The sequence below is a fragment of the Winogradskyella sp. SM1960 genome (genome assembly GCF_020179375.1).
Taxonomy (GTDB): domain Bacteria; phylum Bacteroidota; class Bacteroidia; order Flavobacteriales; family Flavobacteriaceae; genus Winogradskyella; species Winogradskyella marina.
The window spans coordinates 190199-216030 of sequence record NZ_JAICBG010000003.1; the positions used below are offsets into that span (position 1 = coordinate 190199).

Sequence of the window (25832 nt, forward strand, 5' to 3'; positions counted from 1 at the left end):
TTAGTGCTATCTCAAAATACTTGCATATTGTGAAGGGTTATTAAGAATACTTAAAGCTTTTTTAATTTCTGTATTATTAGCAGTGTAATAGGTATAAAGGCCTTCACTATAAAAATAACGTTTAATTATTTCGTCTGTAAGTAACGATTTTAATTGTGTTTTATTGTCGTCAATTGCATTTTCTTTATACGATTTTAAAGCTTCATTTAAAGCGTTAAATTCTGAATCAATTTCCGTTGCAAGTGCTTCTTCCTTAGCTACAATAAGTGCATTATGTAAGGCGGTTTCAGTTTTAGTTTCAAAATTAAAACCACTTGATTTTATATAATTTTTAAATTTTTTAAAGTCTGAATCTTGAAGTGAAAAGCTTTTTAAATCTTTAATTTGATGATTGTAATAATAATCGGTTGCATAGTTAAACACTAAATTTTCATTCGATATTGCTTTGGTAATTGGTGTTTGTTTGGCAAATTCTACTTCTACATCTGGTTCTACACCTCCTCCATCAAAAACAGCACGTCCATTTCTGGTTTTAAATGCATTGTAATTTTCTTGTAATGTTCTTATGGCTTTACCATCTTCATCACGATTCCAATAATCCAAAGCTTGAATACAACGACCAGATGGTGTATAATATCTAGAAATTGTAATCTTCATTTGCGTTCCGTATGTCAATGGTTTAGGACGTTGTACTAAGCCTTTTCCAAAACTTCTAGTACCAACAACCACAGCACGATCCATATCTTGTAAAGCTCCTGAAACTATCTCGCTTGCCGATGCACTTTTACCATCAATTAAAACCACTAATGGAATTTCGGTATCAATTGCTTCGCGCTGAGTATAATAGGTTTTATTGTATTTTTTTACTTTAGATTTTGTGGTGACAACTAACTGATCTTTGGGTACAAAAATATTTGTGACGTTAACCGCCTCGTGCAATAAACCACCAGGATTACCTCTTAAATCTAAGATTAATTGCGTGGCTCCTTGATTTTTTAAAGCTTTAATAGCTCTTAGTGTTTCCAATGATGCTTTATCATTAAACTTTCTTAGTACAACATAACCGGTTTTTTCATCGACCATTGAGTAGTGTGGCACGGCTTTAATTTCTAAAGACTCTCTAATAATTGTTACCGTATTGGTTTTGCCTTGTCTGTTATAGGTTATAGAAACTTCTGTTCCTGCAGAACCTTGCAATAAGTTGGCAGCATCATCTTTAAAATCGGCAACATTAACGTTATCTACTTTTATTATTTCATCTCCAGCTTTAAGTCCGGCTTTATCGGCTGCATAATTTTGGTAAGGTTCTACAATAACCAATTTATCTTCAAGGGTTAATACTTTTGCACCAATCCCTGTATAATCGCCTGCATTATTAATTCTAGAGGCTTCTACGTCTTGTTCGTTATAAAACTGTGTATAAGGATCTAAATCGTCTAACATGCTCTTAATAGCAGTGTCCATTAACTCACCAGGATTGGTATCATCTACATAGTTCATATTAATTTCCTTAAAAAGCGTGGTAAATATTTCTATTTGCTTAGCAATTTCAAAAAAATCGTTTTTAAAGGCTGTTGTACCAAAAAAGATAAGTACAGCTAAAACAGGAATGAGTAGTTTTTTACGAAGCAGTTTTTTCATGTGTCAGAAGTATTTGGATCTGATGGTTTTACCAAAAGTTCATTTTTAGCTAAAAATTTTTTAAACAACAATTTGATGCTACGATCTAGTTTATCAAAAGTTGTTCCATCTTTACTAAGATACAAAATCATAAACGCATAAGAATTAGAACTTGTGTTAAAGTATAATGGTTTATTAAGTCTGTATGCTTCACGTAGCAAGCGTTTAATACGGTTTCTAGAAACCGCTGTTTTATGCAATCGCTTACTAACAGAAACACCTGTTTTTAATGGTGAGCCATCTTCAAATTCGGTTTTAAGATACACCAATCTAAGCGGGTAAGCCGTTACAGCTTTGCCTTCGGTAAAAAGTTGTTCTATGAGCTTTTTACTTTTTAGTTTGTCTTTTTTTGAATAGTTAAAGGTCACTTTTAGTTCATCAGGTTTAACAAAAATAAAAAACCGCATCAACATGATGCGGTTTTGATCCATTTATATTACAGTGTTTACTTAATTGTAAACACATTATTATTTCTATCAACATCTGCCATCATGTGAGAATTATCAATTTCAACAGATTTTACAGCTTTTTTAGCATCAAAAGTATAAGTTGGTATTGCCCAAGCCCAATCGTTAATTATCGTCGCTGAGGTTGGCTTTTCGCCACGCATCATTTGTAACGGAATGTAATAATCTTCTGTTGTTCCATCTGTATAAGTTACCGTAAGATCTATAGGCATTGGCATTAAACCAATGCGTTCTAATGTTATGGTCTGACCTTCTACGGCTTTTACACCATAATCAATAGTGTTTGTGGTTTGTGTAAAATCTATAAAGTACCAATCCAATTCAAAATCTGTAATGCGTTCTGCAGTTCTAATGATATCGAATGGTTTTGGATGCTTAAATTTAAAATCTTGATAATATTTTTTAATGGTTTTATCTAAGTTGTCATCACCTATAACATAACCTAATTGTGCTAAAAAAACAGCACCTTTACTGTAAGCCGCTGCTCCATAAGCTCGGTTTAAAGCATAACGGTCAGAGTGTGTTGTTAAGGGTTGCTCAACACCAGAATTTGCAAGCGCTATATAACCTTTATAAGCACTAGCAAGCGGTTTAGGGTTTTTGTTTTCACGAAGTGAGTTTATCGCTAAATTAGAAATATACGTGGTAAAACCTTCATCCATCCATTCGTGTTTAGACTCGTTAGTAGCTAAAATAAATTGAAACCATTTATGTGCTAACTCGTGAGCTGTAACACCTAATAAACTACCATATTCACGTTCACCTGTAATAAGTGTACTCATGGCATATTCCATACCTCCATCTCCACCTTGAATCACTGAATATTGATCGTATGGATAGTCTCCAATGTTTTCACTAAAGAATGTCATTAATAAAGCGGTATCAGCTTGTAACTTTTTCCAATTGTCTAAATATTTTTGTGCTAAAGTGCTCTTATAATAAAAGTGAAGTGTTGGACCATTTGGCATTTTTAGAGTATCATGTATATAATCTAAATCTGCAGCCCAAGTAAAATCGTGCACTTTTGGTGCTATAAAATGATGTGTTTTCTTTCCAGATTTTACCGTTGGTTCTCCTTGACGATATCCTGAACCACCAACAATGTAATCTTCATCAATAGTTAATTTTACATCAAAATCTCCCCAAACACCATGAAACTCTCTTCCGATATATGGATCTGCATGCCAGCCTTCATCATCATACTCAGCTAATTTAGGATACCATTGAGACATAGATAAAGCGACACCTTCTGAGCTATTTCTACCAGAACGACGAACTTGAACAGGAACCTGTGCATCAAAGTCCATTTCAAAAGTTACTTTTTCTCCAGGTTGAATAGGTGTATTTAATTGTACTTCTAAAACAGTTCCTACAGTTTCATAAGAAATAGATGTTCCGTTTTGTTGTAAAGAATTTACTTTTATGTAACCAATTTCATTGGGTTTAAGTTTACTTATACGATCTCCAACACGACGATCTGGATCGGCGATAGTACGAGAGCGTACATCCATTTCACTACCGGGTTGAAAAGCATTAAAAAATAAATGGTAATACACACGATTCAGTACATCTGGTGAGTTATTGGTATACACCAATTTCTGCTTGCCTTTATACTGGTAGGTATTAACATTCATATCAATTTCCATAGCATAATCGACATGTTGTTGCCAATAACTACTTGTAGACGTATTCGTTGTTGTAACCGCTTTGATTGGCTTTTCAGTAGCACCACAAGAGGTTAATATTAAAATTGAAAAAAGGTTAATAATAAAATATCTCATAAAAAAAGGGTTTTCTTATTATAATTTTGAAGCCATTATTAAGGCATTATACGCATTAACTATTTTACCAGTTGTAGATAAATCTGAAAATGATTTTACGTTAGATGAATCTCCACCAACAACCACTTTAGTTGTAATAGGTAAACCAGATTCTAAAATGACTTGTTTAACTTGTGCAGCCGTTAATTTTGGATAGTAAGAACGTACTAAAGCTGCTACACCAGCAACTGCAGGTGCTGCCATTGATGTTCCACTTATACTTTTATATTCATTTTCTGGAAATGTAGAATAGATTGCAGATCCTGGTGCAAAAACATCAACATTCTTTTTTCCGTAATTAGAAAATCCTGAAACAATATTAGAACCATATTTAGAAGTTAAAGAACCGACTCTAATATAGGTGTTAGAAACTTCAACAAAATTTACATTATCATCAGGGAAATTAGGCTCTACATCAATATTTTCACTTGAGTTTCCTGCTGCATGTACAAATACAACATCATTATCTGATGCGTATTTTATAGCATCTCTAACCCATTCTGCATGTGGAGAAAATGATTTACCAAAACTTCCGTTAATAACTTTAGCTCCATTATCTACAGCATATCTAATGGCTAAAGCAACATCTTTATCGTACTCATCTCCGTTTGGAACAGCTCTAATAGACATAATTTCTACATTATTAGCAACACCATTAACTCCTAAACCGTTATTGCGTTCGGCTGCTATAATACCTGCAACGTGTGTACCATGAGATTCCGATTTTTTAACAGGTTTTACATTTCCGTTACCATAACCTATATCTGATAAATCATTAATATCATCACCAGTTGTACGACCAGAAAAATCTTTATTCAAGTTAAAATTTAAACGTTCATTTATACTCACTAAAGCCTCATTAATTTCAACTTTAGCATCTGCTAAAGTAAGGTCGCTTGCATGCATTCCATTTGCGATTTGAACAGCCTGCATTATGGCTTGATCTTCAGTTTCTATAGCGTTAACCTCTTCAATTGTATAATCACTTTTACCAAAGTGTTTTGTTAACGTTTCATGTGCACCATTTACAGCTTGTGCAATTTGGTCGTATTGCATTTTTCTACCGCTCCACATTTGGTAATCTTCCTCATATTGAGCTTTTGCTGCATCATAACTTGGATTAGACGTGTCACCAGAAGCTAAAATACGTACAAACTCTAATTGCTCATCATAGGCATCTCCTAAGAAATTCCAACCATGTACATCATCTACATAACCATTGTTATCATCATCTTTTCCGTTATTAGGAATTTCGTCTTTATTTGTCCAAAGAACTCCGTTTAAGTCTTCATGATCGATGTCTACACCAGAATCTATAACCGCTACGATTACACTTTTACCTTTCTTATTTTTAATGATTTCGGTATAGGCTTTATCAACACTCATACCTGGAATAGTATCGTTTACAAGATCTAAATGTCCCCAATTCTTAGCTTCAGCATCTGTTAATTCTGTAACTTTTAGTGGAGCTGAATCTATGTTTTCAATAGGTGTAGAAAGGATTTCTCCTGTACTACCACATCCTAAAAATAATGTTCCTGCAAATCCTAAATAGGCTATTACTCTATGATTAAATTTCATGTTTTTTGTATTGTTTTTTTATGCTTTTAGTTAAATAGTTCGTTTGTTGTATATGTGTTGTTTAGTCGCACTCCTTTTTCAGTGTGCTTAACGGTTATAATTTCGTTATGTGCATCGTGTTCTAAGAACAAATAAAAGTTGTTATCTGCTGCCATGTTTAAAAACAACTCTTTTTCGTCTAGTGTTAACAAAGGTCTGGTATCATAACCCATTACAAATGGCAGTGGTAAGTGACCAACGGTTGGCAATAAATCTGCCATAAAACAAATGGTTTTTCCTTTGTATTGTATCATAGGAATCATTTGTTTATCGGTATGGCCATTGGCAAAAAACAGATCAAATCCTAAGTCACAATTTTTTAAAATATGCGACTCTGGAACATCAGTAAATTTTAATTGACCACTGTCTTCCATTGGTAAAATATTTTCCTTAAGAAATGAAGCTACTTCACGTCTATTAGGTTCTGTTGCCCATTTCCAATGATCGGCATTACTCCAGAAATTAGCATTTTTAAAAGCAGGCTCATATCCTGTTCGATCTTTATTCCATTGAATACTGCCTCCACAATGATCAAAATGAAGATGCGTCATAAACACATCTGTTATATCATCGCGATGAAACCCATGCGACGCTAAGGATTTGTCAATAGAGTCATCACCATAAAGAAAATAATAACCGTAGAATTTATCGCTTTGTTTATTGCCCATTCCGGTATCTATTAAAATAAGGCGATTACCATCTTCAATTAACAAACAACGTGCTGCAATATCTATCATATTGTTGTTGTCTGCCGGATTGGTACGTTGCCATAAAGATTTCGGAACAACACCAAACATAGCACCTCCATCGAGTTTAAAGTTTCCAGATTGAATAGGGTATAACTGCATTGGCAAAAATTTTGTAAAGTTTTGCAAAGTACTAAAAGCTTAAAGACTAATTGTTGTTAGCCTTAATAAATTAGAGGATATTTAACAATTAAGACTTATATATTCGCTTTTCTATTCTAAAAAATATTTACTTTTAGAATGAGAAAATGAATTAGCGATGAAACAGATACCAAAGTCTCCATTAAAAATGAAGAAAATTAAGTTGTTGCGTTTTGGTCGGGATTTTAAACCCGATCAACAAGTTATCTTACGCGACTACTTAGCCATAGAACGAACACGTTTAGCTAACGAGCGAACGCTTTTGTCTTATATCCGATCTTCGCTGTATTTATTGTTAGGTGCTATTGCGTTATATCAACTTAAAGAATTTGCGAATTTTCAATACTTAGCGCTTACAGCAATTATATTTAGTGTGGTCTTTTTTATTATTGGCGTTTACAGGTTTACCTTATTAAAGAAGAGTTTAAAACGGGTGTATTATAAATCTGAAGAAAAAGAAGAAGCACAAAAGAAAGAGGAATAACGAGAACACACAATCTTCACACGATTTAATTTGAAAGGATCTATAAAAATAGAATTTAGTACTTTCACGCAAAATGTAAATAGATGTTAGAATTAGCAGGAATTATAATCCTTGGAATATTAGCACAATGGGTCGCTTGGAAATTTAAAATTCCGGCAATTTTACCCTTAATATTAATAGGATTATTGGTTGGACCGATTGCAGCTGAGTTTTTAAGTGAAGATAAAACCAAGTGGATAGAACCTATTTGGAATGGCACAAACGGACTATTTCCGGGCGATAGTTTATACTACTTCGTATCGCTTGCCATAAGTATCATTTTATTTGAAGGTGGATTAACCTTAAAACGTTCCGAAATTAAAAATGTAGGACCTGTTATTACCAAATTAATAACTGTCGGTTCTGCTATTACCTTCTTTGGAGCTGGTATTGTAGCACATTATACCTTTAATTTAAGTTGGGATTTATCATTTTTGTTCGCAGGTCTTATTATTGTTACAGGACCAACAGTGATTACTCCTATTCTACGAAATATTCCACTTAAAAAAGATGTCTCAACCGTTTTAAAATGGGAAGGTATTCTTATAGATCCTATAGGAGCCTTAGTGGCCGTTTTAGTCTTTGAGTTTATAAGTGTTGGAGGAGATAGTGGTTTTACCAAAACAGCTTTAATGGAATTTGGTAAAATTGTATTATTTGGTACCACATTCGGATTTACATTTGCACACGCTTTAGCCTTTGCTATTAATAAAAAATTGATTCCGCATTATTTATTAAATGTGGTATCACTTTCAACAGTACTACTTGTTTTTGTTGAATCAGAATTATTTGCGCACGAATCTGGGTTACTCGCTGTGGTTGTTATGGGTATGGTTTTAGGAAATAGTAAATTAGACAACCTTAAGGAACTGCTTTACTTTAAAGAATCGTTGAGTGTATTATTGATTTCAATTTTATTTATTCTTTTGGCAGCAAACATTGATATTGAAGACTTAATGCTGCTATACACTTGGGATACGGTTATACTTTTTGCTATCGTTGTCTTTGTTGTAAGACCATTAGCGGTTTTTGTAAGTACGCATGGCTCTAAACTCAAACTCAACGAAAAAGTATTTATAAGTTGGGTTGGTCCTCGTGGTATTGTAGCAGCTGGTATCGCCTCACTTTTTGGAAGCAAATTAATGAAACAAGGTGTTGAAGGTGCAGAATACATTACTCCTTTGGTCTTTATGATTGTTTTAGGAACTGTTTTATTAAATGCCACAACAGCACGTTTATTTGCAAGATTAGTTGGTGTGTTTTTAAAGAAATCTAATGGAATTTTAATCGTTGGAGCGTCAAAATTATCGCGATTGTTAGGACATTATTTAGTTAATAATGGTAGGCATGTTGTTTTAATAGATAGCAACCAAAATAATATAGATAAGGCTGAAGAATTAGGTTTAGAAGCCTTAAGCAGTAATATTTACGCAGATACCTTGTCAGATAATATTGAACTTAATGATGTTGGTTATATTATGGCTATGACGGGCAACTCGGACATTAACGCCTACGTTATTGAAAAATTTAGTAAAGACTTTGGTGAAAATGGCTCGTATAGATTGGTCACTTCAGATGAGATGAATAATCCTGAAAATAGCCCAAAAGAAGGTCTGTTTTCTCCTACTGATGACTATATTAATTTAACAGAGGTCATTCGTAAATATCCTGCTATTCAAGAAATAGATATACATGATGTAGCGCACTATGAAGGTTTAATGGAAATGGCAAGTAAGGATAAGTACATTATTCCATTATTTATAAAAGATGATGAAGGCATGCTTCATATTATTTCTGTACATAATACAAGAAGCGATATTGTAGGACAAAACTTTATGTTGGTGTATTTAGGGAAGCCTTTTGATGTTGAAAAGGTATCTACTGAAGATTATTCAGCACCTCCGACAGATTCAATTTCTAATTAGAAAGAACTAATTAAATTAAAAAAGATTCCTACAATAGCAGGAATCTTTTTTGTTTATAAATTTTGAGGTTTTAGCTAAAAATGACCGTTAATCATTCAGTTTTAAAACCGCCATAAATGCTTGTTGCGGTATTTCTACATTACCAACTTGGCGCATACGTTTTTTTCCTTTTTTCTGCTTTTCTAATAACTTACGTTTACGAGAAATATCACCACCATAACACTTAGCAGTTACATCTTTACGCAGTGCTTTTACGGTTTCACGTGCTATAATTTTAGCACCAATGGCAGCTTGAATAGGAATATCGAACTGTTGTCTTGGAATTAATTCCTTCAACTTTTCACACATCTTTTTACCAATATGATGGGCGTTGTCTGCGTGAATTAATGCTGAAAGCGCATCTACCGGTTGTGCATTTAATAACACATCTAAACGTACTAGTTTAGACACCTTCATGCCAATTGGAGAATAATCGAAAGAGGCATAACCTTTAGATACGGTTTTTAAACGATCGTAAAAATCGAAAACAATTTCGGCTAATGGCATTTCAAAAATTAACTCAACACGTTCTGTGGTTAAATACGTTTGATTTACAATCATACCACGCTTCTCAATACAAAGACTCATGACGTTACCTACAAAATCAGCCTTAGTAATAATGGTCGCTTTTATAAACGGTTCCTCAACACGATTGATAGTCGTTGGTTCTGGTAAATCACTTGGATTATTTACTATAAAAGGAACGTCTGGCTTTTTATTGGTATAAGCATAATAAGACACGTTAGGAACCGTAGTAATTACAGTCATATCAAACTCACGCTCTAAACGTTCTTGAATGATTTCCATGTGTAACATGCCTAAAAACCCACAACGGAAACCAAAACCTAAAGCAGCAGAACTTTCTGGCTGAAAGACCAAAGAGGCATCATTAAGCTGAAGTTTTTCCATAGAGTTTCTTAACTCTTCATAATCTTCCGTATCCACCGGATAAATACCAGCAAATACCATGGGTTTTACATCTTCAAAACCTTCAACAATATTAGTGGTTGGATTAGCAAAATCTGTAATAGTATCACCAACTTTTACTTCTTTCGCTGTTTTTATTCCTGTAATTAAATAACCTACATCACCTGCTTTTACACTTTGTTTTGGAATTTGATTGAGTTTTAAAGTCCCTACTTCATCGGCGAAATATTCCTTATCTGTGGCGACGAATTTAATTTTTTGTCCTTTTTTAATTTCACCATTAAAGACTCTAAAATAGGTTTCAATACCTCTAAATGTATTGTAAACAGAATCAAAAATCAGCGCTTGAAGCGGTTCGTCTACATTACCTTGTGGTGCCGGAATACGTTCAATAATAGCTTTTAAAATGTTTTCGACACCAAAGCCTGTTTTTCCACTAGCGTGAATCACTTCTTCAGGGTCGCAACCTAAAAGATCGACAATATCATCAGTAACTTCTTCAGGGTTTGCACTTGGTAAATCTACTTTATTCAATACCGGAATGATTTCTAAATCGTTCTCTAAAGCCAAGTATAAATTAGAAATGGTTTGTGCTTGTATGCTTTGTGCAGCATCAACAATTAGTAACGCCCCTTCGCAAGCAGCAATAGAACGAGAAACTTCATATGAAAAATCAACGTGACCTGGAGTATCAATTAGGTTAAGAACATATTTTTCACCATCGAGTATATAATCCATTTGTATGGCATGCGACTTAATAGTAATACCACGTTCGCGTTCTAAGTCCATTGAGTCTAAAAGTTGGGCTTGTTGTTCGCGAGCAGTTACAGAACCTGTTGTATCTAATAATCGATCTGCTAAGGTACTTTTTCCGTGGTCAATATGTGCAATAATGCAAAAATTACGTATGTTTTTCATGTCTCTTTTCTAAGGCAATAACTAATTGGCAAAAGTACATGAAATTTTTCATTTGAATTTTTTTAAGTTTTCAAATTATATAAATTTTATGGGCGAACGAAATGGTTACTGAGGTGAAGCTAAATTTTAGACGGTTTAAGGTTATAAATTTAAGATTTTACTAAAGCAACAGCGTTGATTTCTTGTGCTTTACCCCATCAAATACAACAATTAAAAACCTTTACAATTACGGAAAAACCTCAGTAAATTGTAAAAAACTATTTATATATTGCATGCAAACCTATTTTATGCTTTTTCGCTTGCGCCTCTTTTGCTGTGTCGTTATATCAATGCTTTCACATGTAGTGTTTGCTCAAGACTATTCTGTTTCTGGCCGTGTAATTGATGCAAATAACAAGCCAATTGAATTTGCAACGGTTGTTATTTTAACAGAAAGTGAAGGTGATTACCTAAAAGGAACATCAACAGATGACACAGGTTTTTTTAATTTAAGTAAGCTCTCAGAAACCACATTTTATCTCAAAATTAGCTTTATTGGTTTTGAAGAATTTCAACAAAAAATCATCCTTACAGGCAATTTAGATTTAAAAACCATTCAGCTTAATGATATTCCTGAAAGTTTAAGTGAAGTCACAGTAGTAGCTAAAAAACCAACCATTACCCGTAAACCTGACCGCTTAATTTTTAATGTTGAAAATACCGCTTTATCAGAAGGTTCTACACTAAGTGTATTAAAAAATACACCAGGCATTATTGTGTCTGAGGGGAGTATAAATATAAAAAGCGCACCAGCTGCAGTGTATATTAATAACCGACGCGTGCAGTTGACTTCAGATGAACTTATGAGCTTATTAGAAAGCGCACCAGCGAATAGTATAAAATCAGTTGAGGTGATTACAAATCCGCCTGCCAGTTACGATGCCGATTCAGGTTCTGTGATTAATATTATAATGAGTAAAAATTTGGTAACAGGCTATAGAGGCTCTGTGTTTACTAACTATACACAAGGTGTTTTTCCAAGATATAATGCTGGTACTAGCCATTATTTCAAAAATAATAAGGTGAACTTAAATGTGAACTATAATTATACCAATCAGAAAATCAACAGAGCGCATGATGATACGGTGAATTATTTAGACAATTCAAATGAAATTGAACAAATTTGGGACTCTAACACCAATAGAAATTCCTGGACCGAAAATCATAATCTTAATCTTAATTTTGACTATTACATTAATGATAAAAACACATTGAGTCTTACTAGCACAGGACTTTATACGCCAAATTTTAAATATAAGATTAAAAACAACACAGCTATTACGGATGAAAATTTGAATTTCTTATCACGTTTTACAGCCGATAATTTATCTAGAGATAACAAATTCAACATTGGTACAGATTTAATTTTTAGACACGATTTTGATAATAGTGCAAGTCTAACATTTAACGCTCATCATACCATTTACGATTATGAACGAGATCAAAATGTATTGACTAATGATTTTGGAATAGATAACCAATTTGATGACAGTTCTGAGTTTAACACTAATGCCAATCAAAACACCAATATTATTACTGGTAAAGTAGATTATAGGCTACCAATTAATGACACTTCTAATTTTGAGGTTGGTGTAAAATACTCTAATGTTAATACGGATAGCGACATTACAAAATATGATGTTATTGGTGCATCTGAAATAATAGACGTTAACAATACAGACGCGTTTAAGTATGAAGAAAATGTCTTAGCAGCTTATACGAACTATGCAAAATCTTGGAGTAAGTGGAAATTTAATTTAGGATTAAGAGTAGAGCAAACTAATGTTGAAGGTGAATCTTTAACTTTAAGCGAAACCAATACACAAGATTATTTAGATTGGTTTCCTAATGCGAGTGTGTCACATCAAATTCTTGAAGATTTAAGTATCAAAGCAAATTATAAGCGCAGCATTGCAAGACCAAGTTATACAGATTTAAATCCTTTTACATTCTTTTTAAATGAAAATACAGTGGTATTAGGAAATCCTAATTTGATGCCCATGTATAGAGATCATTATAAAATAGGAACTAACTTTTTAGAACACTTTACAGTAGAAGCGTATTATATGGATTTTGATGGTGATATCGTAGAATTACCACGACAAAACAACGCTACAAATACCATTGCATATACACCAACAAATCTCGAGAAAAAAATAGAGTATGGTTTCGACTTTGTTTTCGATTATTATCCAACCAATACCTGGAACCTTTATTTTGTGACGTCATTCTATAATATTTCCGAAGAATCTAATTTTGGTGAAGGCTTTGTAGAACAAGACCAATGGTCTAATTACAGTGTTTTGTACAATAGTGTAGCGTTCTTAAAAGACCAAAGTTTAAATATGAGCTTGGCTTTCACTTGGGTTGGTAAAAACTTACAACAATTTCAAACAGTTGAAGATCGTTTGGTTTCAGAGTTGAGTATTTCAAAATCTATTTTTAAGAAAAAAGGAGTTATTTCTTTAGCAGTCGAAGACTTTTTTAATCTACAAGACCAAGAAACATCCATAAGGTATTTAAATCAGTCGAGCTCTAGTATTGTTGATAGCGATAATAGATATATTAAATTAGGCTTCCGTTATAACTTTGGAAACACCAAATTAAGCACCAACGAGCGTGCAACGAGTGCAGAAGAGCGTCAACGTCTTAAAGACATGCAGTAGTAGAGGGATAAACTTCTAAATCACTTTACAGGATTTTTGCAATGGCGACATTAGGTATAGCATTTTTATAAAAATACACTTTAGTGCGAGTTCATTTGTGCCGTTAGGTACAACACCTAAATAAAAGTAGTTTTAGGCTGAAATATTGTTGTACCATTAGGTACAACATCTTGGTAAAAGAAGACTTTAGTAGCTGCTCATTTGTGCCTTTAGGTACAATATATAGGTTTAAAATTTTGAGAGTTCCTTTTTGATTAATCTTGCCATTCTGCGATAAATAAGTTCGTATCTCTTCCTCCACCATTATTTCGATTAGAAGAAAACACCAAATATTTTCCATCATTAGAAAACACCGGAAAAGCATCAAACGTTTCGCTATGCGTAATGCGTTTTAAATTCTTTCCATCGATATCAATCATATATAAATTGAAAGGAAATCCACGTTCAGATTCAAAATTAGAAGAGAATAAAATTTTCTCACCAGAGGGATGAAAAAATGGACTCCAATTCGCATTACCCAAATCCGTTAATTGACGTAAATCTGATCCATCGGCATTACAGATATACAATTCCATTTGTGTTGGTTGCACTAAGCCTTCAGCCAATAAGTCTTTGTATTCTTTAATCTCTTCTTCCGTTTTAGGTCGCGAAGATCTAAAGATTAATTTAGAACCATCTGGCGAAAAGAAGGCTCCACCATCGTAGCCTAATTCGTGAGTAATTTGTTTAACGTCACTACCATCAATATTCATGGTGTATAATTCTAAATCTCCACTTCGAGTTGATGTAAATACGATTTTATCACCTTTTGGAGATACGGTTGGTTCGGCATCATAACCTACTTCATTAGTCAATTGTTTTACAATATTACCTTCTAAATCGGCTACAAAAATATCGTAGGTATCATAGATTGGCCAAATATACTTTCCGTTTCTTTTCATTGGAGTTTCAGGGCAATTGTCATCACCAAGATGTGTAGAAGCATAAATGATATGCTTATTATCTGGCATAAAATAAGAACAGGTTGTTCGCCCTTTCCCTGTACTCACCATTGGCGGAGCAATACTATCTGTAAAGGTTTGGTTAGCGTCCATTATAAACATTTGGTCGCACTCCACATCCCATTTCACATTGTTAGATTGAAACACTAACTGTTTATCGTCAAAACTCCAGTAAGCTTCTGCATTATCACCACCATAAGTAACTTGTCTTAACGATTTAAAATGCGTTTCTTCAGGATAGATTAACGAATCATATTGTTTTGTAGCACCCGAAGTTGCTTCAGTCGCTGTATTGGTTTCATTTTTACAAGACGAAAACGTAACGAGTAGAATTAAAATTGCAATGATTCTGTTCATAATAAAGAATTATAATAAGTGATATTTAATGCCTAATTTTGTGTAAAAGTAAGACTTATAGGTGAAATATCCGACGAAATACAACGGATTAATAGTTTCGTGTTTTATGACAATATAGGTTTCTCAAAAACATTTTAAACACTTATTCTAAAATGAAAAACGTATTAATAGTAGTACTACTTGCAGGATTTTTATCTTGTAAAAACGAACCAAAAGTTGCTGAAAATAACATAAGAGAAGATGTTGCATTTTTAGCCGATGATAAATTAGAAGGACGCCAAACAGGTACACAAGGTGAGGTTATGGCTTCTGAATATCTGATAAAACGTTTTAAAGACATTGGTGTGCAACCAAAAGGAACAGAGGGTTATTTACAATCCTTTTCATTCAAGCCTAAAACAGATCCGCATAGCGAAGTTGAATTTACAACCAATGCAGACAGCACCATTACGGGTCATAATGTTATTGGTTTTATAGATAACAATGCGAACACGACGATTGTTATTGGAGCACATTACGACCATCTTGGTTTTGGAGGCGAAGGTTCATTATTTCGCGAAGCAGAAAAAGCCATACATAATGGAGCTGATGACAATGCCAGTGGAGTGGCAGTGATGCTAAATTTAGCAAGTCGATTAAAAGTAAAGAATGATCAGTCTGAAGTTAAGGATAAAAACAACTATCTATTTTTAGCATTTTCTGGTGAGGAAATGGGACTTTTAGGTTCTAACTACTTTTCTAAAAACCCAACGATTGAAGCAGCGTCTATAAATTATATGATAAATATGGATATGGTTGGACGAATGAAAGCCGATAGTACCTTAGCTGTTTATGGCACAGGAACGTCTCCAATTTTTAAACAAACCTTAAAATCTAACAATGATAAATTTAAAATTGTTGAAAACGAAAGTGGAGTAGGACCAAGTGATCATACCTCGTTTTATTTAATAGATATTCCGGTGTTGCATTTCTTTACGGGTCAGCATGAAGATTATCATAAACCATCTGATGATTTTGATAAGTTGAATTATGAAGGGATGGATTTAATTTCAGATTACATCTTTAATATTATTAATGATTTAGATGATAATGGAGAATTAGCGTTCCGAAAAACAAAAAATGAAAGTGAAGAAACACCGCGTTTTAAAGTCGGTTTAGGTGTGGTACCAGATTATTTATACGACGGAAAAGGCATGCGAATAGATGGCACACGAGAAGATACTCCGGCCTTTAATGCTGGTTTACAAAAAGGAGATGTAGTTATTAAATTAGGCGATAGTACCATTACAGATATGATGAGTTATATGCGTGCTTTATCTGTTTTCGATAATGGAGACGAGGCCGCTATTACAGTGAAACGTGGTGAAGAAGAAATTGATACGAAGGTGAAGTTTTAAGATTTACACTAGCATATTCAATATATAAATTGACCTCACAGGTTTTTATAACGTGTGAGGTCTTTTAATAAAAAACATTAGTTTTGCATCAAAATATATACACTTGGTTAAAATAGGAGACATAGAATTACCAGATTTTCCATTGCTTTTGGCACCTATGGAAGATGTAAGCGATCCACCATTTAGAGCACTTTGTAAAGAGCAAGGAGCCGATGTGGTGTATACTGAGTTTGTGTCTAGTGAAGGTCTAATCCGTAACGCAGCAAAAAGCGTTATGAAATTAGATATCTACGAAAAAGAACGGCCTGTAGGCATTCAGATTTTTGGTGCCAATATGGAAAGCATGTTGCAAACCATAGATATTGTCGAAAAATCGAATCCAGATATTATTGATATTAATTTTGGTTGTCCCGTAAAAAAAGTCGTATCCAAAGGAGCAGGAGCAGGTATTTTAAAAGATATCTGTTTAATGGAACAGTTAACGGCAGAAATGGTAAAACGTACCAATTTACCGGTGACCGTAAAAACTAGATTAGGTTGGGATCACGATTCAATAAAAATAGTTGAAGTCGCAGAGCGCTTACAAGATGTGGGCTGTAAAGCCATTGCAATACACGGTAGAACCAGAGCACAAATGTATAAAGGTGATGCCGATTGGAAACCAATTGCAGAGGTGAAAAATAATCCTAGAATGCATATTCCTGTGTTTGGAAATGGTGATATCACATCGCCTGAAAGAGCCATGGAAATGCGAGATTCTTACGGTTTAGATGGAGCTATGATAGGTAGAGCATCGATAGGAAACCCATGGTTTTTTAAACAAGTCAAACACTTTTTCGAAACAGGAGAGCACCTCAAACCAATTTCGTTAGCAGAACGTGTTGAAGCCGCCAGACGTCATCTTCAAATGGCAATAGATTGGAAAGGTGAAACGCTAGGAGTTTTTGAAACCCGAAGACATTATACCAACTATTTTAGAGGCATTCCACATTTCAAAGAGTACCGCTTGAAAATGGTCACTAGTGACGATTCTAAAGATGTATTTGCAGCTTTTGATGAAGTCTTAGATAAGTTTTCTGATTATCAGTTTGTGTAGGAAGCGGGAAGCGGGAAGTTGGAAGCATGAAGTTGGAAGTGTGAAGCTTGAAGATTCTCGCTAAGTCGCAAAGTCGCAAAGCTGGATGAATAGGGTTGTGTAACTAATTTAAAAGTCTTGTCTTTTTTCCTCCGCGAAACTCTGTGAAACCTCCGAGTATCTCAGTGCAATAATTAATCTCTCGCCAAGCCGCAAAGTCGCCAAGTCAAACGAACAGATTAATTAAAATTAGAGTACTTCATGTCTACCTTTTCCTCCGTGCATCTCTGTGAAATCTCCGTGTATCTCAGTGTAACAATCCACTCTCAATAAACCGCCAATAACTATAAAGTTTAGTGCAATTCGTATCTAAACTTAACTCTTAATCAACCCTTGAGTAATCCGCTGAGAAGCAATTTTAGAAGCCACAATTCCCAAACCAAAAATAGTACCCAAAACAATAAGCACATTCAATACATTAATACGAACAGGATACGCTAAATCTGGAGTTAACATAACGAACTCAAAAGACTGTTGTATAAACACAATAAGTAATCCAAGACTAACACCAATAAGACCACTAACAACCGTCATTAAGCTACCTTGAAGAAAGAAAATAGACCTAATCGCCTTAGTTTCTGTTCCCATATTAAACAAGGTATTTAAAGATTTCTTCTTGTCTAAAATCATCATGATTATCGCACCAATGACATTGAATAGTGCAATGATAATGACCAATGTAAAGATGAGGTAAATGGCGAGGTTTTCGGTATTCAACATTTTGAATAAAGCATCATTTAATTCGGCTCTATTTTTTATGTTGAATTTTCCTGTGAAGGCCGCTTCAATTTCAGATCTTATGAGGTCTTCGTTCGCTTTAGGCTTCAATTTAATTTCAATGGCACTGAGCTGCTCGTCTTTATAATTTAGTAATTGTTTTGCGAGTTTAATATCTGAAAACACATAATTATTATTCAACTGCTCGTTAATATCAAATAGCCCTACATTATTCACATAAACCGAATTATAATAGCCTTGAATCGAAGTAGCCTGACCTTTACCAACCTTAGGCACATAAAAGGAAAGTGGTTTTAGGTAATCGAGAACACCAAAAGACAAATTATTAGAAATTCCCCAACCAGAAACAACCTCATTACTATTAGCTGTAATCCAATTGCCTTTGGTGACCATTGAATCAATGGTGGTAACATTTAAGTAGTTTTCATCTACTCCCTTTAGCGTCGCAATTTGATTTTTGTTTTCAGATTTAATAAAAATGCGTTCCTCAATAATTTCAGAAGATGCTGAAATCCCTTCAATTTTTAAAAGGGAAGTATGATCATTTTCAGTCCATTGAAACGACTTGCCTTCCGATGGAATTAGTTTTAAATCCGGATCTACAAATGTGGAAAAATTAAGACTATAATCTTTTAAACCAGCGAAAACTGAAAGGACAATAAAAAGTGCAGCTGAAGCAATAATAACACCTCCAGACGCAATTAAGGTCATTATATTTATAGCATTATTACTGCTTTTAGAAAACAGATATCGTTTTGCTATATATAAAGGGAAATTCACTTAAGATTTTTTACGCTTACCTAATAAATCTGGGTTTTCGAGCGGATTATCTTCACCTTTAAGAGAACGCTCAATACCGTCTATATATTCTAAAGAGTCATCGATAAAAAACTCTAATTGCGGCATACGTCTCAATTGATGACGCGTACGTTGCGATAATTCGTGTCTAATCAAAGGCGTATTAGAACGGATACCTTCTAATAACGGTTTCGCTTCTTTATTCGGAAAAATACTGAGATAAACCTTGGCCACAGACAAGTCTGTAGTTACATTTACCTTACTCACTGAAATAATAACACCACGCAAACCACCATCTGTAGCTGCCTTTTGTAATACTTCTGCTAAATCTTGTTGGAGGATACCTCCTATTTTTTTTTGTCTTTGTGTATAGTCTTCCATAATAATCGATCTCACTAATCATCTGCAAAAGTAGCAGTTATTTAAGGATTATCTTATTTTTGGGAGTAAATTATTAATGAGGTTTCCGTTTATGCGGTTACTTAAACAAGAAATCTTTTTTAATAAAAGGAATAATAAATAAAAAGATACCCGTTTTCGCGGGCACTAAGGATGAAAAAAATAGAACATATTGGAATCGCAGTAAAAGACATAGAAAAATCAAACACCCTTTTTAAGACCTTATTTGGAGAAGAACATTATAAAATTGAAGATGTAGAAAGCGAAGGAGTAAAAACGTCTTTTTTTAAATGTGGACCCAATAAAATTGAATTACTCCAAGCCACCAATGAAGAAAGCCCAATAGCTAAGTTTATTGATAAAAAAGGAGAAGGCATGCATCACGTTGCGTTTGCCGTTGATGATATTGAAGCCGAAATAGCGCGTTTAACGAATGAAGGTTTTACGATGATTCATAAGCAACCAAAGCGTGGTGCCGATAATAAATTAATTGCTTTTTTACATCCAAAATCCACAAATGGAGTTTTAATTGAGTTGTGTCAAGATATAAAGGATTAAAACGGTTTATTTTTCTTGTAGAGTTTTAAAATATGTAGTAATATTGCACTCGCTTTAGAAATGAAGTGATTGACAATTGTCAATGGTCCTATAGCTCAGTTGGTTAGAGCACCTGACTCATAATCAGGTGGTCCATGGTTCGAGTCCATGTGGGACCACAAGTAGAATCAAGCCTTACAGAGATGTAGGGCTTTTTTATTTTCATGAGATGATAATAATAAGAGTGATAGTTGTTTTATAAAGGTATCATGATCTATCCTTCCTTTAATAGGATATTAAGTGATAGCGTATCTATATTTTAAACTCTGAAGAATACTTCCAAAATAACATTTTAATACCCAAATAGACCAGGCAACCACAAGCTTAATCCTGAAAAATACGTAACCAATAGTAAGGAAATAATCATGGCTGCAAAAAGCGGTAAAAGTGGCTTAACCACTTTCTCTATGGTTGTATTTGCCACACCGACTCCTACAAATAAAACCGATCCTACAGGTGGAGTACAGAGGCCTATACATAAATTTAGAATCATAACGATCCCAAAATGTACGGGATCCATGCCAAGCTTTTCTACGATAGGTAAAAATATTGGAGTAAAAATGAGTACTGCTGGTGTCATATCCATAAATATACCGACAACCAATAATATCAAATTAATAATTAGTAATATCACTATGGGATTATTGCTTGCTCCTAATAAAGCTGTACTAATATCATTGGGAATATTCTCGTAAGACATTACCCAAGACATGCTCGTAGATGCACCAATCAAAAGCATTACAATAGCGGTGGTGCCGCAAGCTTCTAACGATATTTTTGGTAAATCGTTAAAGGTGATTTCCTTATACCAAAAGCCTAAGATTAACGTATAAAGAACAGCAATAGCAGATGCTTCCGTGGCTGTAAAAATACCGGCCACAATACCTCCAATCACTACAACAAGTAACATTAAACTAGGAAAAGCTCTAAAGAATGTACGTCCAACGTCTTTTAGTGAACTCTTCTTACCTACGTTATAGCCTTTCTTTTTTGCCCAAAAAGAGGCCACAATCATAAGAAATAATCCTGTTAAAATCCCAGGAATATAACCTGCTAAAAACAAGGCAGCGATGGACACACCTCCACTTGCCAATGAATACACAATGAGCACATTGCTTGGTGGAATTATTAATCCTGTAGTTGAAGATGTAATGTTTACGGCTGCTCCAAATTCTTTTGAATAGCCTTCCTTTTCCATTTCGGGTCCTAAAATACTTCCCATAGCAGATGCAGATGCCATGGCTGATCCTGCTATGGCTCCCATTAACATGGCAGCAATGACATTGATTAATGCTAATCCACCGGGAAGCGCACCAACAAGTGTTTTGGCAAAATCTATTAAGCGATGTGCAATACCACCTTTATTCATAAGTTGGCCTGAAAGCACAAAAAAAGGTATGGCTAATAAGGCAAAGCTATCTAAACCAGTCGCCATACGTTGCGATACAGTGGTCAACGCAGGAAGCATGGCTATACTTGTCATCATCGTTAATAATGATGAAATGGCAATACTCCATCCTACAGGCACACTTAGTAGTAATAACCCAATAAAACTAAATACTAAAACGAGTATAGGTAAATATTCCATTATAATTGTTTGTTTATGATATCAGAAAGTTTGTAATAAATAATCAAGATGCCACTAATAGGAATTATCGCATAAACCACAGCTAATGGAATTTGTAATGCAGGCGAAGACTGTTTTAAAGTAAAGGTGATATATACTAATCGTAGTCCTCCAATTACTAGCGCAGCAAGGCAAAAAACAATAATAATCCAATTGATAACAACTTTTAATTTTGTTTGTCCTTTTTTATTCAATCGTGATGGCAGCAAATCTATAGCAACGTGTAGACGCTTTCCAGAAATATAAGCAGCTCCTAAGACACCGACCCAAATCATGAGATATCGTGCTAATTCATCTGTAAATGAACTTGGTGTGTCCATGGCAAATCGTGTAAATACTTGCCACAATACGTTTATAACCATCACTCCCATAATTATGGCGAGTGCTGTGCCCAATACCTTATCCACTTTTTTTCTTAATTTCATAATTATTGGCTTTCTTGAATTCGTTTAATGAGGCTATACACCTGTGCATCATTTTTATAAGATTCATAAATAGATTCTACCTTATTCTTAAAAATCGTTTTGTCTGGTTTAACAACGGTAACTCCCGCTTTTTTTACAGCTTCTAAGGCTTCTAATTCTGCTTTTGCCCATAATTTTCGTTGATACTCTACGGAAACATTTACAGCTGATTGCAACCATACTTTTTCTTGAGCACTCAGGGTTTCCCACAAATGCGTACTGATAATTAATACATCTGGAATGGTAGTATGCTCGTCCAAAGAAAAATACTTGCAAACTTCATAATGTCTTGAAAGATAAAATGTCGGAGGATTGTTTTCTGCACCATCTACAACACCTTGTTGTAAAGCGGTGTATAATTCTCCCGAAGATATTGGAGTAGGAGAACCACCAAGACTTGTAACCATGCGCATGGCTGTAACGCTTTCCATAACTCTGATTTTTAAGCCTTCTAAATCTTTTGGTGTTTCAATAGGTTTTTCTTTAGTGTAAAAACTTCGGCTTCCGGCATCATAATATCCTAGACCTTTTAGCCAATATTTTTGTCCTCCATCCAATAGTTCTTTCCCAATAGTACCATCTAAAACATTAAACGTATGTTCGCGATCTTTAAAAATGAATGGAAGTCCAAACACTTTCATATCTGGTGAAAAATTTTCCATCACTGCCGCAGATACTTTGGTCATATCTAAACTTCCTATTTGAAGTAGCTCTAAGCATTGACGCTCAGAACCTAATTGCTGGTTAGGATAGATTTCCAATTTTAATTTTCCTTTAGAATTTTTGTCAAGCTCTTCACCCATACGTATCATGGCCTTGTGTACAGGATGATTTGTGTCTAATCCGTGAGCTAATTTTATTGTTTTATCGCTTTGTAACGTTTCACAAGACGTAAAAGTCATTAATAATAGAAATGAAATAAATATTGGAACAATTGTTTTCATTGAAATCATTTTAAATTAAGCTTTCACTTTTTTGACGATTGACGTTCTATTAAATTAGAATCCATTATGATGGTTTGTGCGTCTAATGCACCATTTTCTTTTGTTATTTGCTTTAAAAGTAATGCTGTAGCAGCCTTACCTATTTCAATTCCTGGCTGATTAATTGTGGTTAAAGCAGGATTAATAACTGTTGAAATTGGTTCATTACTAAAGCCAACAATTGCAATATCTTCAGGGATTTTAACACCGTTGGCAGTTAAATATTTTATGGCTCCTATAGCAGCCACATCGTTTGCAGAAAATATACCATCAACGGGATTTGGTAGGGCTAATAATTTCTCGGAATTTTTCCTACCATCTTCTTCCATTAATTTTGATGGAAATACAAGTGCTTCTTTAAAGGGCAGACCATGTTTTGAAAGGGCATGCTTATAACCTTTAAATCTGTTTTTATAAATTTCTAAGTTTTGCGGACCAGAAAAATGAGCAATATGTTTACATCCTTTTAAAATGAGATGTTCTGTCGCTTCAAAACCACTATTAAAATCGTCAATTAATACATTAGAATAATTAGGAATGTCACAATGTCTATCAAAAAAAACGAGTTGAATACCTTGCTTTTTTAAGACTTCTAAATGCTTATAGTCTTTGGTTTCCATTGAAATGGACATAAGCACACCGCCAACACGTTGACCCATAAGCGTGTTTATAATTTTTTTTTCACGATTGAATTGCTCTAACGATTGACAAATAATAACCGTGTAGCCAGCTTCATATGCGGTCTCTTCAATACCACTAATTACAGATGAAAAGAAATGACGCGAAATTCTTGGTACAATAACTCCAATGGTATTTGTTTTACTTTTTCTTAAACTAGAGGCTAAATGGTTGCGTTGGTAACCCATTTCTGTAGCCTTAGCTAAAACAATATCCTTAGTTTTTTGTATCACTCTTGGGCTATCGTTTAAAGCTCTAGATACTGTAGAACTATCGAGATTTAAGGCCTTAGCAATATCGTGTATGGTAACCTTATTGTTTTGCATTTTAATATTATTTAGTACCTGCTAGATTACGTTTTTTACACTTGTAATCAAGGAACATGATGTAACAAATATATGATATTCAAAATACAATCGATTGTATTTTGAATATTTTTATTACTTTTACAAAAATTAACTTAAATATATTTGGCAATGACAACTCACTATCAAACACGATATGCGGCATCACCACAAGACGTGAAAAATTACGATACGAATAGATTAAGAGATGAATTTTTGATTAGTAACGTTATGGAAGATGATGCTATAAATTTAGTCTATTCTCATTATGATAGATTTATTACTGGTGGAGCTGTTCCAGTAAAAAATGAATTAAAACTTGAATCTATAGAGCCCTTAAAAGCAGATTATTTTTTAGAACGACGCGAATTAGGAATTATAAATGTTGGTGGCAAAGGCACTGTTTCTGTCAATGGTGTAGCTTATCATTTAGATTATAAAGAAGCATTATACATAGGTAGAGAAAATAAAGATGTTAGCTTTAGTAGTGAGGATGCTACAAATCCGGCAAAATTTTATTTAAACTCTACACCTGCTCATAAAACGTTTCCAACTAAAAAAATTAGTAGAGAAGATGCCGAAGTGGTAGAATTAGGTGCTTTAGAAACAGCAAACGCCAGAACAATTAGAAAACTAATTGTAAATAGTGTGGTTGAAACATGCCAAGTACAAATGGGTATGACCGAATTGAAAACGGGAAGTGTTTGGAATACCATGCCAGCTCATGTACACGATAGACGTATGGAAGTTTACTTTTATTTTGAGGTGCCAGAGGATCAGGCTGTCTGCCATTTTATGGGAGAACCTGAAGAAACAAGACATATTTGGATGGCCAATAACCAAGCTGTAATTTCTCCACCTTGGTCTATACATTCAGGCTCAGGAACGAGTAACTATATCTTTATTTGGGGTATGGCTGGAGAAAATTTAGACTACGGAGATATGGATCACTGTAAGATCAATGAGTTAAAATAATTTTTTAAAAACAGCAATTATGTCAATTAACTTATTTGATTTAACAGGAAAAACAGCATTAATAACTGGAGCTACGCATGGTTTAGGAATGGCAATGGCTAAAGGTATTGGAAATGCAGGTGCTAAAATTGTTGTAAACGGAAATTCGTCACAAGCAAAATTAGATGACGCTGTTGCAACTTATAAAGAATCTGGTATTGAAGCCTACGGTTACCTTTTTGATGTTACAGATGAGGTCGCTGTAAAAGAAAATATTGAAAAAATTGAAAAAGAAGTTGGTTCCATTGATATTTTAGTCAATAATGCAGGAATTATTAAACGCACTCCATTGGTAGATATGGAGGTGGACGATTTTAAAGCGGTTGTTGATGTTGATTTAGTGGCACCTTTCATTGTTTCTAAGCATGTTGTGAAAGGAATGATTGAAAGAAAAAGTGGAAAAATCATTAACATTTGTTCCATGATGAGTGAGTTAGGTCGAAATTCTGTTGGTGCTTATGCGGCTGCAAAAGGTGGACTTAAAATGCTGACACAAAATATGGCTACAGAATGGGCTAAACACAACATTCAAACCAATGGAATAGGTCCTGGGTATTTTGCAACAAGTCAAACAGAACCTATTAGAGTAGATGGTCATCCTTTTAATGATTTTATTGTTAATAGAACACCATCAGGAAAATGGGGAGACCCAGATGACTTACAAGGTGCAGCTATATTTTTAAGTTCTAGAGCTAGTGATTTTGTTAATGGTCAAGTTGTGTATGTAGATGGTGGAATCCTTGCAACGATTGGTAAACCAGCCAACGAAGATTAATAAATCTAATATTA

At 34.2% G+C, this 25832-nt stretch carries 21 protein-coding genes, 1 tRNA gene and 1 pseudogene; 9 read left to right on the forward strand and 14 right to left on the reverse strand.

Annotation, left to right across the window (positions count from 1 at the left end; all coding sequences use genetic code 11):
* Nucleotides 1-6: 6 nt before the first annotated feature.
* From K1X16_RS09725 to K1X16_RS09745, 5 genes are all read right to left on the reverse strand, one after another.
* Entirely contained in the window at nt 7-1641 is a 1635-nt protein-coding gene (locus K1X16_RS09725) for a S41 family peptidase (RefSeq protein WP_225035948.1), read from the reverse strand.
* Entirely contained in the window at nt 1638-2048 is a 411-nt protein-coding gene (gene rnpA, locus K1X16_RS09730; protein ID WP_195870524.1) for a ribonuclease P protein component, read from the reverse strand. Before rnpA ends, K1X16_RS09725 begins: the two co-directional genes overlap by 4 nt.
* Before the next feature lie 77 nt (nt 2049-2125).
* Nucleotides 2126-3928 (reverse strand): M1 family metallopeptidase, encoded by a 1803-nt coding sequence (locus tag K1X16_RS09735; protein WP_225035949.1) that lies wholly within the window; start codon nt 3926-3928, stop codon nt 2126-2128.
* Nucleotides 3929-3946: 18 nt separating this feature from the next.
* The gene (locus tag K1X16_RS09740) at nt 3947-5548 is read right to left on the reverse strand and encodes a S8 family peptidase (protein ID WP_225035950.1); all 1602 of its coding nucleotides are present in this window, start codon (nt 5546-5548) and stop codon (nt 3947-3949) included.
* Nucleotides 5549-5574: 26 nt separating this feature from the next.
* Complete coding sequence (locus K1X16_RS09745) at nt 5575-6435, reverse strand: MBL fold metallo-hydrolase (RefSeq protein ID WP_225035951.1); 861 nt, start codon at nt 6433-6435, stop codon at nt 5575-5577.
* A gap of 157 nt (nt 6436-6592) precedes the next feature.
* Between K1X16_RS09745 and K1X16_RS09750 the strand changes: the two genes are divergently transcribed.
* Nucleotides 6593-6958, forward strand: a complete 366-nt coding sequence (locus K1X16_RS09750; protein ID WP_225035952.1) for a DUF202 domain-containing protein — start codon at nt 6593-6595, stop codon at nt 6956-6958.
* 83 nt (nt 6959-7041) lie between these two features.
* Entirely contained in the window at nt 7042-8922 is a 1881-nt protein-coding gene (locus K1X16_RS09755; RefSeq protein WP_195870328.1) for a cation:proton antiporter, read from the forward strand.
* Between the two features lie 87 nt (nt 8923-9009).
* Here the strand turns inward: K1X16_RS09755 and lepA are convergent, their stop codons facing one another.
* Nucleotides 9010-10806, reverse strand: a complete 1797-nt coding sequence (gene lepA / locus K1X16_RS09760) for a translation elongation factor 4 (RefSeq protein WP_225035953.1) — start codon at nt 10804-10806, stop codon at nt 9010-9012.
* Between the two features lie 329 nt (nt 10807-11135).
* Here lepA and K1X16_RS09765 point away from each other — a divergent pair, with 329 nt between their 5' ends.
* The gene (locus K1X16_RS09765) at nt 11136-13511 is read left to right on the forward strand and encodes an outer membrane beta-barrel family protein (RefSeq protein WP_225035954.1); all 2376 of its coding nucleotides are present in this window, start codon (nt 11136-11138) and stop codon (nt 13509-13511) included.
* Between the two features lie 254 nt (nt 13512-13765).
* Here K1X16_RS09765 and K1X16_RS09770 read toward each other — a convergent pair whose 3' ends face one another.
* A complete protein-coding gene (locus tag K1X16_RS09770) occupies nt 13766-14869 on the reverse strand; it encodes a TolB family protein (RefSeq protein WP_195870330.1) in 1104 nt (367 codons plus the stop codon).
* 152 nt (nt 14870-15021) lie between these two features.
* Between K1X16_RS09770 and K1X16_RS09775 the strand changes: the two genes are divergently transcribed.
* Nucleotides 15022-16266, forward strand: a complete 1245-nt coding sequence (locus K1X16_RS09775) for a M28 family peptidase (protein WP_225035955.1) — start codon at nt 15022-15024, stop codon at nt 16264-16266.
* Between the two features lie 103 nt (nt 16267-16369).
* A complete protein-coding gene (gene dusB / locus K1X16_RS09780; protein ID WP_225035956.1) occupies nt 16370-17362 on the forward strand; it encodes a tRNA dihydrouridine synthase DusB in 993 nt (330 codons plus the stop codon).
* Nucleotides 17363-17716: 354 nt separating this feature from the next.
* Here the strand turns inward: dusB and K1X16_RS09785 are convergent, their stop codons facing one another.
* Nucleotides 17717-18919 carry an ABC transporter permease gene (locus K1X16_RS09785; RefSeq protein ID WP_225035957.1) on the reverse strand — a complete coding sequence of 401 codons (1203 nt, stop codon included), beginning with the start codon at nt 18917-18919 and terminating at the stop codon, nt 17717-17719.
* On the reverse strand, nt 18920-19318 hold the full coding sequence (rbfA, locus tag K1X16_RS09790) for a 30S ribosome-binding factor RbfA (protein ID WP_195870334.1): 399 nt from the start codon (nt 19316-19318) through the stop codon (nt 18920-18922).
* Nucleotides 19319-19489: 171 nt separating this feature from the next.
* Here rbfA and mce point away from each other — a divergent pair, with 171 nt between their 5' ends.
* Nucleotides 19490-19894: a methylmalonyl-CoA epimerase gene (mce, locus tag K1X16_RS09795; RefSeq protein ID WP_225035958.1), complete on the forward strand. Its 405-nt coding sequence runs from the start codon at nt 19490-19492 to the stop codon at nt 19892-19894.
* A gap of 84 nt (nt 19895-19978) precedes the next feature.
* Nucleotides 19979-20052: transfer RNA gene (locus tag K1X16_RS09800), tRNA-Ile, on the forward strand.
* Between the two features lie 173 nt (nt 20053-20225).
* Here K1X16_RS09800 and K1X16_RS09805 read toward each other — a convergent pair.
* The 5 genes and pseudogenes from K1X16_RS09805 to K1X16_RS18085 form a co-directional block, all read right to left on the reverse strand.
* On the reverse strand, nt 20226-21521 hold the full coding sequence (locus K1X16_RS09805; protein WP_225035959.1) for a TRAP transporter large permease: 1296 nt from the start codon (nt 21519-21521) through the stop codon (nt 20226-20228).
* The gene (locus K1X16_RS09810; protein WP_225035960.1) at nt 21521-21985 is read right to left on the reverse strand and encodes a TRAP transporter small permease; all 465 of its coding nucleotides are present in this window, start codon (nt 21983-21985) and stop codon (nt 21521-21523) included. Before K1X16_RS09810 ends, K1X16_RS09805 begins: the two co-directional genes overlap by 1 nt.
* Nucleotides 21986-21987: 2 nt before the next feature.
* The gene (locus K1X16_RS09815) at nt 21988-22968 is read right to left on the reverse strand and encodes a TRAP transporter substrate-binding protein (RefSeq protein ID WP_225035961.1); all 981 of its coding nucleotides are present in this window, start codon (nt 22966-22968) and stop codon (nt 21988-21990) included.
* A gap of 23 nt (nt 22969-22991) precedes the next feature.
* Nucleotides 22992-23873, reverse strand: a complete 882-nt coding sequence (locus K1X16_RS09820; RefSeq protein WP_410530007.1) for a LacI family DNA-binding transcriptional regulator — start codon at nt 23871-23873, stop codon at nt 22992-22994.
* Nucleotides 23868-24020: pseudogene (locus K1X16_RS18085) on the reverse strand (LacI family DNA-binding transcriptional regulator); the annotation flags it as partial. The pseudogene K1X16_RS18085 and the gene K1X16_RS09820, both read right to left, overlap by 6 nt.
* Before the next feature lie 141 nt (nt 24021-24161).
* Here K1X16_RS18085 and kduI point away from each other — a divergent pair.
* Both kduI and K1X16_RS09830 read left to right on the forward strand, forming a co-directional pair.
* Entirely contained in the window at nt 24162-25004 is an 843-nt protein-coding gene (gene kduI, locus K1X16_RS09825; protein ID WP_195870364.1) for a 5-dehydro-4-deoxy-D-glucuronate isomerase, read from the forward strand.
* Between the two features lie 19 nt (nt 25005-25023).
* Nucleotides 25024-25818 carry a gluconate 5-dehydrogenase gene (locus tag K1X16_RS09830; protein ID WP_195870365.1) on the forward strand — a complete coding sequence of 265 codons (795 nt, stop codon included), beginning with the start codon at nt 25024-25026 and terminating at the stop codon, nt 25816-25818.
* The last annotated feature ends 14 nt before the right edge of the window (nt 25819-25832 follow it).

Excerpts from the sequence above, each read along its gene's own strand:
- K1X16_RS09725 (WP_225035948.1), bottom strand. The coding sequence starts at position 1,641 with ATGAAAAAACTGCTTCGTAAAAAACTACTCATTCCTGTTTTAGCTGTA.
- K1X16_RS09735 (WP_225035949.1), bottom strand. The coding sequence starts at position 3,928 with ATGAGATATTTTATTATTAACCTTTTTTCAATTTTAATATTAACCTCT.
- K1X16_RS09740 (WP_225035950.1), bottom strand. The coding sequence starts at position 5,548 with ATGAAATTTAATCATAGAGTAATAGCCTATTTAGGATTTGCAGGAACA.
- K1X16_RS09745 (WP_225035951.1), bottom strand. The coding sequence starts at position 6,435 with ATGCAGTTATACCCTATTCAATCTGGAAACTTTAAACTCGATGGAGGT.
- K1X16_RS09750 (WP_225035952.1), top strand. The coding sequence starts at position 6,593 with ATGAAACAGATACCAAAGTCTCCATTAAAAATGAAGAAAATTAAGTTG.
- K1X16_RS09755 (WP_195870328.1), top strand. The coding sequence starts at position 7,042 with ATGTTAGAATTAGCAGGAATTATAATCCTTGGAATATTAGCACAATGG.
- lepA (WP_225035953.1), bottom strand. The coding sequence starts at position 10,806 with ATGAAAAACATACGTAATTTTTGCATTATTGCACATATTGACCACGGA.
- K1X16_RS09765 (WP_225035954.1), top strand. The coding sequence starts at position 11,136 with ATGCTTTCACATGTAGTGTTTGCTCAAGACTATTCTGTTTCTGGCCGT.
- K1X16_RS09770 (WP_195870330.1), bottom strand. The coding sequence starts at position 14,869 with ATGAACAGAATCATTGCAATTTTAATTCTACTCGTTACGTTTTCGTCT.
- K1X16_RS09775 (WP_225035955.1), top strand. The coding sequence starts at position 15,022 with ATGAAAAACGTATTAATAGTAGTACTACTTGCAGGATTTTTATCTTGT.
- rbfA (WP_195870334.1), bottom strand. The coding sequence starts at position 19,318 with ATGGAAGACTATACACAAAGACAAAAAAAAATAGGAGGTATCCTCCAA.
- mce (WP_225035958.1), top strand. The coding sequence starts at position 19,490 with ATGAAAAAAATAGAACATATTGGAATCGCAGTAAAAGACATAGAAAAA.
- K1X16_RS09805 (WP_225035959.1), bottom strand. The coding sequence starts at position 21,521 with ATGGAATATTTACCTATACTCGTTTTAGTATTTAGTTTTATTGGGTTA.
- K1X16_RS09810 (WP_225035960.1), bottom strand. The coding sequence starts at position 21,985 with ATGAAATTAAGAAAAAAAGTGGATAAGGTATTGGGCACAGCACTCGCC.
- K1X16_RS09815 (WP_225035961.1), bottom strand. The coding sequence starts at position 22,968 with ATGAAAACAATTGTTCCAATATTTATTTCATTTCTATTATTAATGACT.
- K1X16_RS09820 (WP_410530007.1), bottom strand. The coding sequence starts at position 23,873 with ATGGGTTACCAACGCAACCATTTAGCCTCTAGTTTAAGAAAAAGTAAA.
- kduI (WP_195870364.1), top strand. The coding sequence starts at position 24,162 with ATGACAACTCACTATCAAACACGATATGCGGCATCACCACAAGACGTG.
- K1X16_RS09830 (WP_195870365.1), top strand. The coding sequence starts at position 25,024 with ATGTCAATTAACTTATTTGATTTAACAGGAAAAACAGCATTAATAACT.